Source organism: Candidatus Ishikawaella capsulata Mpkobe, assembly GCF_000828515.1.
Classification (GTDB): domain Bacteria; phylum Pseudomonadota; class Gammaproteobacteria; order Enterobacterales; family Enterobacteriaceae; genus Ishikawella; species Ishikawella capsulata.
Genome location: NZ_AP010872.1, coordinates 185,060 through 197,813 on the forward strand (window position 1 = coordinate 185,060; position 12,754 = coordinate 197,813).

Genomic DNA, 12,754 nt, shown 5'->3' on the forward strand with positions numbered 1-12,754 from the left:
TTTGTACAACAATACAAATATACAAAAGTTTACGTTTAATATGCTATTTTATAATAGTTTTTATACCTTTATTAGTACCAATTAGAGCAATGTCGGCACTACGTTCAGCAAATAAGCCTACAGTAACTACTCCAGGTAAACAGTTAATTTTTTTTTCCAATGCAATTGGATCAACAATACGTAAGTTATGTACATCAAGAATAATATTTCCGTTATCTGTTATTACATTTTGCCGGTATTCTGGCATACCACCTATTTTTACTAATTCACGTGCAATGAATGCACGTGCCATCGGAATAACTTCTATAGGTAATGGAAAACGACCTAGTATGTCAACTTGTTTAGATTCATCTACAATGCAAATAAATTTTTTTGCTATAGAAGCTATTATTTTTTCACGTGTAAGAGCAGCTCCTCCTCCTTTAATCATTTGCATATAAGGATTAATTTCATCCGCACCATCTATGTAAATATCTAAAAAATTTATTTCAGCTAAATCAAATATTGGAATGTTTAATTTTCTTAATTTATTTGACGAGTCATCCGAACTGGATACTACTCCTTCAATTTGATGTTTTATGGTACCTAGTGCATTTATAAAATGTTCAGTGGTCGAACCAGTACCAACTCCCACTAAAGTTCCTAATTTAACGTATTTAAGCGCGGCCCATCCTACCATTTTTTTGAGTTGATCTTTAGTCATATTATGTTAACATCCTGATAGTACTAAATTTAATAGCATAAAAAATGGATTTAAATTAAGTTAAAAGTTAACACCTACAAGCACTTTTATTTGATTGTAGATCATAATTAAATTTTCTGATTTATAAATAAATAAGATTTATACAATCTTATATAAGATAATTAGCTAAAATTATAAGTTTGGTCATTAATTAGATACTAAAGCACGTTAGTAGCATTAAGTACTTTGAATGCTTCTTGCAATCTTAGTATCATAGATTTTTGTGAATAACGTATCCATACCCTTGGATCGTAATATTTTTTGTTTGGAAAATCTTCTCCTTCCGGATTACCCAGCTGACTCTGTAAATATTCTTTATTTTTTTTATAATATTTCAATATACCATTCCAAGTGGCCCATTGAGTATCTGTGTCAATATTCATTTTTACCACTCCATAGCTAATAGCACTTCTAATATCTGATATGGATGAACCAGAACCACCATGAAAAACAAAATTTATTACATTATAATTAAAATTATATTTTTGACGTATGTATTCTTGCGATCTTTTTAAAATATCTGGAGTAAGTTTTACTTTTCCAGGTTTATACACTCCATGAACATTACCAAAAGAAGCAGCTATTAAGAATAAGTCACTTATCTTAATTAATTGATGATAAGCATAATCTACATCTTCAGGTTGAGTATACAAAGCAGAAGGATGATATTTAGTATTATCAACGCAATCTTCTTCTCCACCAGTGATACCTAATTCTATTTCTAATAAAATATTTATTTTTGACATGCGTTTTAGATATTTAGCACATATATCTATATTCTCTTCTAGACTTTCTGTAGACAAGTCTATCATATGTGAACTAAATAAGGGTTTCTTACTTTTTTTAAAGTATTCTTCATTTATTTCTAATAAACCATCAATCCATGGTAATAATTTTTTTGCACAATGATCAGTATGCAAAATAACTGGTATTCCATAATGTTTAGCCATTACATGAACATGTTGTGCTCCAGATACCGCACCATAAATAGCGGCTTCCTGTGATTTATCTGTTTTAAATCCTTTACCAGCAATAAATTTGGCACCTCCATTAGAAAATTGTATAATAATAGGTGCTTGCATTCTTGCAGCTGCTTCTAAAGCAGCATTTATTGAGTCAGTACCAATGCAATTTATAGCAGGAATAGCAAATTTATTTCTCTTTGCTATATCAAAAATTTTTTTTACATCTTCACCATAAACAACTCCAGGTTTTACAAAATCAAGAATTTTATGCATTATTCCACCTTAAATTTTATTAATTTATTATAATATAACTAAATAAAATTTATATTGTGCTTAAATATTTATTAGGCTACTTTTTCTATGCTGATGCAGCACGTTCTTCTAACATAAGGACAGCAGGTAAAGTTTTACCTTCTATAAAATTTAAAAAAGCTCCTCCTCCAGTAGAAATATAAGAAATTTTATCTTCTACTCCGAACTTTTCAATAGCAGCTATTGTATCTCCTCCACCTGCTACGGAGAACGCTAAACTACTAGCAACATAATTGGCAACAGCTTCTGTTCCTTTACCAAAATTAATAAATTCAAATACCCCTACGGGACCATTCCATAAAATAGTTTTAGCTTTCAAAAGCATTTGGGACATCAATTGGATTGTTTCATCACCGAAATCCATGATTTCATCATCTTCTTCTAAATCAGAAACTTTTTTTATAGTTGCCTGAGCAGTTTCAGAAAATTCTTTGCCTACACGAGAATCAATGGGAATAAAAATATTGAATTCATCACGTAGTTTTTTAGCAGACTCTACAAAACCAGGTTCGTAGAGTGATTTACCTATGCTATTTTCTATAGCAATAAAAGTATTTGCAATACCTCCTCCTACAATCACAGTATCTGCGATTTTTACTAATGATTGCAAAACATCAAATTTAGTAGACACCTTTGAACCACCCACTATAGCTACCAAAGGACGATATGGATTACTCATAACTTTTTTCAAAGCATTTAATTCTGACAATAGCAGAGGTCCTGCACATACAATAGGTGCAAATTTAATTACACCGTGTGTAGATGCTTGTAGACGATGTGCGGTAGCAAATGCATCCATTACAAATATATCACATAGGGCTGCATAATTTTGTGCTAACAATTCATCGTTTTTTTTCTCTCCTTTATTGAATCTAACATTTTCTAGAATAAATAATTCACCCATATTTACTTGCAGACCGTGTAAATAGTCTTTTACTAAACTAACTTTAGTATTTGTAAATGTTTTTTTAAGATAGTTGACAATAGGCAGTAAGGAACAATCTTCACTATATTCACCTTCAATTGGACGACCTAGATGAGAAGCTACTATTACTCCAGCACCTTGTTTCAAAGCTAATTTTATAGTTGGCAAAGCTGAACGAATTCTTGCATCGGATATTATTTTACCTTCTTTTATAGGTACATTGAAATCTGTACGGATTAGTACACGTTTACCGGTAAGATCAAGATCAGTCATCTTAATTACAGACATAAAAAACTCTCTAATGAATTTTAATAAAATTTAGATATAAGAGACAATATATCTACTTATAATTGCTAATACTAATAGTGATATCTTATGTATGTAAATATTTTTATCAGACACTTTAAATCTACTAGTATTAGAGATACCTCTAATTACCCCGATAATCTCACAAAGTTTTATTACTGTATGTATTACGAATAACGAATAGTATTCTATAATGATACATTATACTGTATTAAAAATACAAAATTAAATTTTATAAAGACATATATGCTTTATAAAATAATAGATACAATACTTTTATTGGAAGTAGAGGTTGGTGTAGTATTCACATTATAATGAGTATTTATAGGTTTACCTGAAGAACAAAATTTTTTTATTTTTGCACTAGTTTTAGCAAATGGAATTTTTATTGGATATATTTGACCTTGAAACTTTTTTCGATATATAATTCTTATTGATCAGATTAAATCTGCTTGATGGTATGGCATCATATCATTAACTCTAATGTTAAATTATCTCACATTATTACATATAACAATCAATGCATTGACTTTACAAAAATGATTTAGCTATATTAATTATATGATTGACTGTAAAACCAAATTTTTCAAATAGTTTGTCAGAAGGAGCTGATTCACCAAAGCTAGTCATACCAATAATAGCACCATGTAAACCAGTATATTTAAACCAGTAATCGCTGCTGCTTGCTTCAATAGCTATACGTGATACCACTGATGATGGTAATACGGACTCACGATATATTTCATCTTGTTTGTCAAATACATCAGTAGAAGGCAGAGAAACAACACGAACTTTATAATTTTCCTGATAAAGCTTTTGCCAAACAGATACAGCTAATGAGACTTCTGATCCAGTGGCAATTAAAATTAACTTTGGCTTTCCATCGCAATCTTTCAATATATAACCACCACGCGATATGTTGCTTATTTGACTAGAATTACGTTTCTGTTGTATTAGATTTTGACGTGATAAAATAAGTGAAGTTGGACCATCTAAGCGTTCAATTGCAAATTTCCAAGCTACTGCAGATTCTACTTGATCACAAGGTCTCCATGTACTCATATTAGGTGTATGGCGTAAATTAGCTAATTGTTCAACAGGTTGATGTGTAGGACCATCTTCTCCTAAACCTATAGAATCATGAGTATATATCATTATATGACGTATTTTCATTAATGCTGCCATGCGTACTGCATTACGTGCATACTCTGAGAACACTAAAAATGTTGCAGTATATGGTAAAAAGCCAGTATGTAAAGCAATACCATTTGCTATGGCTGTCATGCCAAATTCACGCACACCATAATGAATATAATTACCACTTTTGTCTAGATTAATAGGTTTTGATCCAGACCACATTGTAAGATTACTAGGTGCTAAATCAGCTGATCCTCCTAAATATTCTGGTAATATTGGTCCAAAAGCTTCAATAATATTTTGAGATGCTTTACGGGTAGCTATATTAGCTGGTTTTTCATGTAATTTATTTATAATACTTTCTGATATTTTATGCCAATTATTAGGTAATTGACTGTTAATTCTACGTTTAAATTCTTTAGCTAGTTTGGGATATTTTCGTTCGTAGTCAAGGATTTTTTTGTCCCATTGACTTTCCTGTTGTTGTCCTCGTTTCTTTGCATTCCATTTTTCATAAATTTCTTCTGGAATAAAAAAAGGAGGATATTTCCAATTGAGTTCCTTCCTGGTTAAAATAATTTCTTCTTCTCCTAAAGGTGAACCATGAGAATCGTGTGTGCCAGATTTATTCGGAGAACCGAATCCAATAACAGTTTTGCAAATAAGCAAAGATGGTTTATCAATATTTCTTCTAGCTTCTTCAATAGCATTCTTAATAGAAAAAACTTCATGACCATTAATATTATTTACTACATGCCAACCATAAGATTCAAAACGTTTGGCAGTATCCTCAGTGAACCAACCTTTCATTTCACCATCAATAGATATACCATTATAATCATAAAATACAATTAACTTATGTAAGTTTAATGTACCTGCAAGAGAACAAACTTCATGAGAAATACCTTCCATCATACATCCATCTCCCACAAAAGCATAAGTATAATGATTTACTATATCATATCCCGGACGGTTAAACTGTGCAGCTAATGTTCGTTCAGCAATAGCAAAACCCACGGCATTAGCTATACCTTGTCCTAAAGGACCAGTAGTAGTTTCAATTCCGTCGGTATAACCATATTCTGGATGTCCTGGAGTATGAGAATGCCACTGTCTAAAGTTTTGTAAATCACCTATAGATAAATTATATCCCGTAAGATGTAAGAGACTATAAAGTAACATTGAACTGTGTCCATTAGAAAGAACAAATCTGTCACGATCAGGCCATTTTGGATTCACAGGATTATGTTTTAAATAATCTCGCCATAATACTTCTGCAATGTCTGCCATACCCATGGGAGCACCAGGATGTCCGGATTGAGCTTTTTGAATGGCATCTATACTTAAGATACGAATAGCGTTAGCAATATCCTGACGAGAATGCATATTCTACTCCATATTATATATAATGGTTTTATTTAATGAATGTTAATAGGTAAATTATGATATATACCCGATAGAGTATATCGTCACAGATCATTTGAAAGTTATTTAGATATTATTTAAAATAGAGCAATATCTATAATTTAAAATTACGACTAGTACTTTATGATAGATAGTTATATAAAGTAGTAATAGTTCTCTTAAAAAGAACTATTACTTTAAATAATATTGTTTATCATGGTAGTGAACTTCATGGAACTAATAACATTAAAATAACAAAAACTAAATTAGTTGAGATTGCTTTTTACAGTTAATAAAATTCATGATATCTAAACATAATAAATTAACCCCTTGTTTATTTTTAGCAGAAATTAAATAATATTTTTCATTCCATAATAATTTCTGAGTCACCTGTCTAGCAATTTGTTCCGCTTTACTATAATTCAATAGATCAATTTTATTGAAAACTAACCAGCGTGGTTTATCATATAATTCCTTACTATATTGCTCTAATTCCTTCAATATAACATTAATATTATATAATATCTCATCATTATTTAATAATGATATATCTACTAAGTGTAATAAAATACTACAACGCATTAAATGTTTTAAAAATAGCAAACCTAATCCTATACCTTGCGCTGCTCCTTGAATCACTCCTGGAATATCTGCTACCACAAAACTTTTGCTATTATTCATACGTACCACACCTAATGTTGGAACTAAAGTAGTAAATGGATACTCCGCTACTTTTGGTTTAGCATGAGATACACAGCGGATAAAAGTAGATTTTCCAGAATTTGGTAAACCTAGCATTCCTATATCAGCTAATAAAACTAATTCTAGATATAATTCACGTATTTCTCCTAATTTTCCATCAGTTTTTTGATATGGTGTACGATTAGTTGAGGATTTAAAACAACTATTACCCAGTCCATGCCATCCGCCCTTAGCAACAAGTAACATTTGGTTATGATATATCATATCCCCCAATGATTCATGTGTTTCATTGTCCATAATACGAGTACCAATTGGTACTTTGATTACTTTATCTCTACCACTTTTGCCAGTACAATTACTACTTTGCCCATTTTGCCCGTTTTCTGCCTTAAATATATTTTTAAATCTAAAATCTACTAATGTATTAAGATTTTCATCAGCTAATAAATAAATATTTCCTCCATCACCTCCATTACCTCCATCAGGACCACCTTTAGGAATACATCTTTCACGACGAAAACTAATACATCCATCACCACCTTTACCAGCATGGATGATAATTTTTGCTTCATCAATAAACTTCATCTTTTCTCCAACGAATCGTTGTATCCCCAATAATCTTAAAAAGTGAATATCTTAGTAAACTTTACCGTATTAACCTTCATTTACTACAATGCTGACTTGTTTACGTTTTAATCCTTTTGTTTCGAACTTAACCTTCCCATCTACAACAGCAAATAATGTATGATCACGCCCACACATTACATTATCACCAGCATGAAATTTCGTTCCTCGCTGACGTACGATAATACTACCAGCAAGAACTTTTTCACCTCCAAAATGCTTAATACCTAAACGTTTAGATTTAGAATCACGACCATTTCTGGTGGAACCACCAGCTTTTTTATGTGCCATTTGTTATCTTCCTTTATTATTTTAATATTAAATAATTATACTACAGATCTTTACATCAGTAAACCATTGACGGTGACCTTGTTGTTTTTTATAGTGCTTACGACGACGAAACTTAATGATTTTGATCTTTTCTTTACGTCCATGAGCAATTATTTCTCCATTAATTACACTACCAGATATTATAGGTGTTCCTATATTTATATCTTTATCATTACTTACAAGTAATATTTTATTAAATGATATTTTATCACCTACTGGAAGATTGATTTTTTCTAAACGAATAGCTTGACCTTCACTTACTATATATTGTTTACCACCATTTTCAAAAATTGCGTACATATAAAACTCCAATAACACTTATTTAAGTTTCAGCATAAATTATGTTTGTAAATTTCTACTTATACGTTTAATTTTAGCTCCTAAAGAATTTAATTTCTTCTCGATACTTTCATAGCCCCGATCAATATGATATATTTGATCAATAATAGTAATACCATGAGCAATACACCCTGCTAATACTAAGCTAGCTGAAGCCCGTAAATCCGTAGCCATCACTTGAACTCCAAACAATTTTTCTACTCCTGTACAAAAAACTATATTATTCTTAATTTTTGCATTTACTCCCATACGTATAAGTTCTGGAATATGTAAAAAACGATTTTCAAATATATTTTCAGTAATTATACTATTTCCTTGGGCTATCAAATTAAGAACTGTGAATTGGGCTTGCATATCTGTAGGAAAACCTGGATAAGGAGCAGTATATAAATTAACTGCTTTAGGTCTTTTTCCATGCATTTCTAAACTGATCCAATCTTTACCTACTTTGATAATAGCTCCAGCTTTACGTAATTTTGTTATCACTGTCTTTAAAATATCTGATTGGGTATTCTTACATAAAATATTACCACCAGATATAGCAGCAGCAACTAGAAATGTTCCGGTTTCAATTCGATCGGGTAATACTTTATGAACACCACCACCAAGACGCTTTACTCCTTCTATAGTGATAATTCTAGTACCGGCATTATATATTTTACCTCCTAACATATTTAAAAAATTAGCAGTATCAACAATCTCTGGTTCACAAGCAGCATTTTCTATAACGGTTACACCAACAGCTAAAGTAGCTGCACTCATAATACTTACTGTTGCACCTACACTGATTTTTTTCATGAAAATATGTGCACCTTTTAAACGACCTTTTACCGAAGCTTGAATGTAACCTTCTTGTAAAGTCATTTTAGCTCCTAGTTGCTGGAGACCGCTGATATGAAGATCAATCGGACGTAAACCTATATCACATCCTCCTGGCAAAGATATTTTAGCGAATCCAAAACGTGAAACTAATGGAGCTAATGCCCAAACTGATGCTCGCATATTTTTTACTAATTTATCTGGAGCACAAAAAGATTTAATATTACTATTATTTATATATATAGATTTTTGATATTTTATCTTAGCACCTAATGTACTTAACAATTGTATTGTAGTATATATATCTTGTAGATTAGGAACATTTTGAATTTCTACTGTTTCTTCAGCTAATAATGAAGTAAATAAAATCGGTAATGCAGCATTCTTAGATCCGGAAATAATCACTTCACCATTTAAAGAGGTGGGTCCATGAATTAAAAATTTCTCCATCTTTTATACCATTTAAAGACTATATATTGGAGTATATTTTTAAACTTATCTATTTATTTCACAGTATTTTACCCATTCACTAGGAGTATAAGTCCTAATAGAAACGGCATGTATTTTTTTATTTAAAATAAAAGATACCAAAGGTTTATAAATAATTTGTTGTTTTTCAAGAGAAGTTAAATTTTTGAATTTCTCATCAACGGCGATTATTTCAAAATGATTATTTTCTCCACTAACATACACTTCTTGTAAATTTAATTCACTGATTAATAATGATTTGATTTCACTGTTTGTCATGGTTTGTAATCTTTTAGAGATGTAATACAACTAAATATCCAAAATTGAAATATCTTCTATATTTGAAGATAAATTATCTTTGTATCTTTACTAATAAAGAAAATTCTCTATTTAACATTATTAATGAGCATTGATCTAATTAAGATTATGGTGAAATTTCTTTTCAAGAAGATATAACTATACTTAATAGAGCATTAAGTATATTACTTAGTATTTTTTTATTTTATAAAATATGTTAACTGAACATTGTGTTTTTTATGCTATTTATTATATATATTAATAAAAAGAATATATATTGCACTTATGCAACCTATTGATGTTCTATCATATAGAAGTAGCTTTTATACGCAGAAACACAAAAATATTTTACTAATTTAGTAATAACTAAATTTATATCTCTTGAAGAGATTTAAAATTACTATTTCACCATATCAAATAGCCTATGATCCTCATATACTGTTTACTGATGATAAAAAAATTCACTTTCATTCTTTATAGATTCTCTATTATTTTACACCGTGCAGACTTTTCTGCTCTCAAAGGAAGTATTTATATAGTAGATTCTATTAATATCTAATACTAACTAATGAATATTTATTATTCACTAATTATTTAATTATACGCAAAAAAGGTCGCTTCTTTTTTGGTACATCTAATTTTTTATTTGCAACAATTTTTCTATCATCAATTGATATTCCAGGTTGTTTAATTTTTGTTAATTGTGCAATTTTTTCAGAGGAAAAATTGGATTCAAATATTGTACATAAACTATTTTCGCTTGCATAAATAGCTATTATTGCTGCTATAGGTACTTTTATTTGACGTATAATTCCTTTTAATTTTGTATTAAAACAAATTTCATTATTTCCTAATATTAAATTATTAACTGCTACTGGAGAAATATTTAATATAATTTTTCCATCTGTAATATATTCATTTGGTACTGTAACACCAGGTAATTTAGTATTCACTAAAATATATGGAGTTAATAGATTATCTATTAACCAGCTATAAAATGCACGAAGTAAATAAGGACGATATGATTTTAGTTTTGATGTTTCCATAAATTTAGTTCCGATATTTGTCTTATATAAAATAATATTTAAATAAATACGACTGGATCAGATTAATATAGTATCAATCTTCTAACCACTAGAAATATATTTATTAAAATGAGAATTACCGCTTAGAAAATTGAGGACGGCAACGTGATTTACGTAATCCTACTTTTTTACGTTCCACTTCACGTGCATCTCTAGTAATATAACCTGCATTACGTAGTTTATTTCTAAAAGAATCATCATATTCTACTAAAGCCCTAGAAATTCCATGGCGAATAGCACCAGCTTGTCCAGAAATACCTCCACCCTTAACGGTAATATATAAATCCAATTTATCAGTCATTTTGAGTAATTCTAAAGGTTGCAGCACTATCATACAAGAAGTTTTACGACTAAAATACTGTTCTAACGGTTGACTATTAATGCATATTTTACCGTTTCCTCTCCTGATAAAGATACGAGCCGAAGAACTTTTACGACGACCAGTACCATAATATTTTTGATCTTCAATCATTCTTCTTATTCCCTATAGTTAAATATCTAAAAATTGAGGTTTTTGTGCTACATGATTATGATCTTGTCCGGCGTAAACTTTTAATTTACGCAACATAGAACGTCCCAGTGGTCCATTAGGCAACATTCCTTTAACCGCTATTTCTATTATTCTTGTAGGACAAGAATTAAGCATTTCTTTAAAACTTTTCTTTTTTATACCCCCAACATATCCAGTATGATAATAGTAAAATTTATTTGTATATTTGTTTCCAGTTAACGCTATTTTACCTGCATTAATAACAATTATAAAGTCGCCAACATCAACATGAGGAGTATATTCTACTTTATGTTTTCCACGCAGATGATGAGCTAATTTAGTAGCTAAACGACCTAATATTTTATCTGTAGCATCCACTAGATGCCATTCACGCTTTATTGTTTCTATTTTGGCTACAAAAGTTTTCATCCAGATATACCTTATGGTGTATTAGTTAAATAGTTATTTTTGAAAATCAATAATTACTCGTCTATTTATTAGTTATGCTTAACTTATTTAGTAGATTTTATTAAAACATATTTTGCATGCAAGGATATACTGTTTAAAATGTACTTATATTTTATAATATGTATAGCTGTTTTTATAATTATGTTTCAGGTAAATGAGGTAAATTAATATATTTTGTACTTTGCATTTCTTGTAATTTTGAAAAACAACGCTGGTATGCAAAATTTGTATACTCATTTTTATATATATCAGATAATGCAGTTTCTGCTGAAGCAATTAATTTGACATGACGATCATAAAATTCATCAATTAACATAATAAATCTTTGCATTTGATTTATTAATTCACAAATTCTAGCTGGTAAATTAAACAGAAATACACTATGAAAACAATTTGCAATTTCTATATAATCATCTCTACTCCTTTCTTCTCCACAAATTACTGCAAATTCTATTGCTAAGACTCTATTAGCTGCCCCTAAAGTTTGTATTATACGATGATTAACTTTTAATTTGATTGGTTCTATATATAATTGACCTGAAATCATATTAAACATATTAAGCATAGCTTTGTTAGTAGCTTCATTTAAAGGACAATACCACACATTTGCTAGTCTTGAATAACATAAACGATAATCAATATTGGAACCTATATTAACAATATCACAGTGTGATTTTATTTGTTCAATAGCCGGAATAAATATATCACGTCGCAAACCATTTCTATATAATTCATCCGGATGAAAGTTAGACGTGGCAATTAAAATAATTCCTCTGGAAAACATAGCTTGTAATAAAGAGCCTAATAATATAGCATCAGCAATATCAGACACAAAAAATTCATCAAAACAGAGAATATCGATATTTTTCTTAAAACTATCAGCTAAACCTAATAATGGGTCTATTAGCTTATCTCTATAAGCAAGTTCTTGATGAATACGTAACATAAAGCGATTAAAATGTAGTCTTAATTTGCGTTTAGTAATTAGAGAGTCAAAAAATAAATCCATTAACCATGTTTTTCCACGTCCTACTCCTCCCCATATATATATACCATTTATTTTAGGAACATACACTGGTTTTTTTAATAACCCACTAAATAAGTAGTTAAATAGTCCTTTTTTTGAGGAAGATATTACTCCAGGATATTCTAAAAGGTTTTGTTGTAGCTTATGAAGCTTGACAATCAAATTGTATTGCATAATATCTGGTTTGTAATTTTTACGTAAAAGGATTTCTTTATATTGGGATAATAAAGAAGATGTATTCATTTAAAAAATTACCTAAATATTTAGTAATATATTATTATATGAATGAGTCATAATATTGAAGATTTCAATAC

General features: G+C 29.7%; 12 protein-coding genes and 1 pseudogene. All 13 read right to left on the reverse strand.

Features of this window, described 5'->3' with window-relative positions:
- Window positions 1-43 precede the first annotated feature (43 nt).
- Window positions 44-703, reverse strand: a complete 660-nt coding sequence (rpiA, locus tag ICMP_RS00745) for a ribose-5-phosphate isomerase RpiA (RefSeq protein ID WP_041068841.1) — start codon at window positions 701-703, stop codon at window positions 44-46.
- A gap of 197 nt (window positions 704-900) precedes the next feature.
- On the reverse strand, window positions 901-1,980 hold the full coding sequence (fbaA, locus tag ICMP_RS00750) for a class II fructose-bisphosphate aldolase (protein ID WP_041068844.1): 1,080 nt from the start codon (window positions 1,978-1,980) through the stop codon (window positions 901-903).
- Window positions 1,981-2,065: 85 nt separating this feature from the next.
- Window positions 2,066-3,232 carry a phosphoglycerate kinase gene (locus ICMP_RS00755; protein ID WP_041068847.1) on the reverse strand — a complete coding sequence of 389 codons (1,167 nt, stop codon included), beginning with the start codon at window positions 3,230-3,232 and terminating at the stop codon, window positions 2,066-2,068.
- A 549-nt stretch (window positions 3,233-3,781) separates the two neighbouring features.
- Entirely contained in the window at window positions 3,782-5,773 is a 1,992-nt protein-coding gene (gene tkt, locus ICMP_RS00760; protein ID WP_041068849.1) for a transketolase, read from the reverse strand.
- 282 nt (window positions 5,774-6,055) lie between these two features.
- Window positions 6,056-7,078: pseudogene (gene cgtA, locus ICMP_RS00765) on the reverse strand (Obg family GTPase CgtA); the annotation flags it as partial.
- 69 nt (window positions 7,079-7,147) lie between these two features.
- Window positions 7,148-7,408, reverse strand: coding sequence for a 50S ribosomal protein L27 (rpmA, locus tag ICMP_RS00770; RefSeq protein ID WP_041068851.1), 261 nt, complete (start codon window positions 7,406-7,408; stop codon window positions 7,148-7,150).
- Between the two features lie 27 nt (window positions 7,409-7,435).
- On the reverse strand, window positions 7,436-7,747 hold the full coding sequence (gene rplU / locus ICMP_RS00775) for a 50S ribosomal protein L21 (protein WP_041068853.1): 312 nt from the start codon (window positions 7,745-7,747) through the stop codon (window positions 7,436-7,438).
- 39 nt (window positions 7,748-7,786) lie between these two features.
- Window positions 7,787-9,055, reverse strand: a complete 1,269-nt coding sequence (murA, locus tag ICMP_RS00780) for a UDP-N-acetylglucosamine 1-carboxyvinyltransferase (RefSeq protein ID WP_041068856.1) — start codon at window positions 9,053-9,055, stop codon at window positions 7,787-7,789.
- Window positions 9,056-9,100: 45 nt separating this feature from the next.
- A complete protein-coding gene (locus ICMP_RS00785; protein WP_041068859.1) occupies window positions 9,101-9,352 on the reverse strand; it encodes a BolA family protein in 252 nt (83 codons plus the stop codon).
- 608 nt (window positions 9,353-9,960) lie between these two features.
- The gene (locus tag ICMP_RS00790; RefSeq protein WP_041068862.1) at window positions 9,961-10,416 is read right to left on the reverse strand and encodes a ClpXP protease specificity-enhancing factor; all 456 of its coding nucleotides are present in this window, start codon (window positions 10,414-10,416) and stop codon (window positions 9,961-9,963) included.
- A gap of 115 nt (window positions 10,417-10,531) precedes the next feature.
- Window positions 10,532-10,927, reverse strand: a complete 396-nt coding sequence (rpsI, locus tag ICMP_RS00795; RefSeq protein ID WP_041068865.1) for a 30S ribosomal protein S9 — start codon at window positions 10,925-10,927, stop codon at window positions 10,532-10,534.
- Window positions 10,928-10,945: 18 nt separating this feature from the next.
- The gene (gene rplM / locus ICMP_RS00800) at window positions 10,946-11,374 is read right to left on the reverse strand and encodes a 50S ribosomal protein L13 (protein WP_041068868.1); all 429 of its coding nucleotides are present in this window, start codon (window positions 11,372-11,374) and stop codon (window positions 10,946-10,948) included.
- A 178-nt stretch (window positions 11,375-11,552) separates the two neighbouring features.
- On the reverse strand, window positions 11,553-12,683 hold the full coding sequence (gene zapE / locus ICMP_RS00805; protein ID WP_041068871.1) for a cell division protein ZapE: 1,131 nt from the start codon (window positions 12,681-12,683) through the stop codon (window positions 11,553-11,555).
- Between the last annotated feature and the right edge of the window lie 71 nt (window positions 12,684-12,754).

Coding starts and splice junctions, on each gene's coding strand:
- rplM (WP_041068868.1), bottom strand. CDS start 11,374: ATGAAAACTTTTGTAGCCAAAATAGAAACAATAAAGCGTGAATGGCAT.
- murA (WP_041068856.1), bottom strand. CDS start 9,055: ATGGAGAAATTTTTAATTCATGGACCCACCTCTTTAAATGGTGAAGTG.
- ICMP_RS00790 (WP_041068862.1), bottom strand. CDS start 10,416: ATGGAAACATCAAAACTAAAATCATATCGTCCTTATTTACTTCGTGCA.
- zapE (WP_041068871.1), bottom strand. CDS start 12,683: ATGAATACATCTTCTTTATTATCCCAATATAAAGAAATCCTTTTACGT.
- tkt (WP_041068849.1), bottom strand. CDS start 5,773: ATGCATTCTCGTCAGGATATTGCTAACGCTATTCGTATCTTAAGTATA.
- ICMP_RS00755 (WP_041068847.1), bottom strand. CDS start 3,232: ATGTCTGTAATTAAGATGACTGATCTTGATCTTACCGGTAAACGTGTA.
- rpmA (WP_041068851.1), bottom strand. CDS start 7,408: ATGGCACATAAAAAAGCTGGTGGTTCCACCAGAAATGGTCGTGATTCT.
- ICMP_RS00785 (WP_041068859.1), bottom strand. CDS start 9,352: ATGACAAACAGTGAAATCAAATCATTATTAATCAGTGAATTAAATTTA.
- fbaA (WP_041068844.1), bottom strand. CDS start 1,980: ATGCATAAAATTCTTGATTTTGTAAAACCTGGAGTTGTTTATGGTGAA.
- rplU (WP_041068853.1), bottom strand. CDS start 7,747: ATGTACGCAATTTTTGAAAATGGTGGTAAACAATATATAGTAAGTGAA.
- rpsI (WP_041068865.1), bottom strand. CDS start 10,927: ATGATTGAAGATCAAAAATATTATGGTACTGGTCGTCGTAAAAGTTCT.
- rpiA (WP_041068841.1), bottom strand. CDS start 703: ATGACTAAAGATCAACTCAAAAAAATGGTAGGATGGGCCGCGCTTAAA.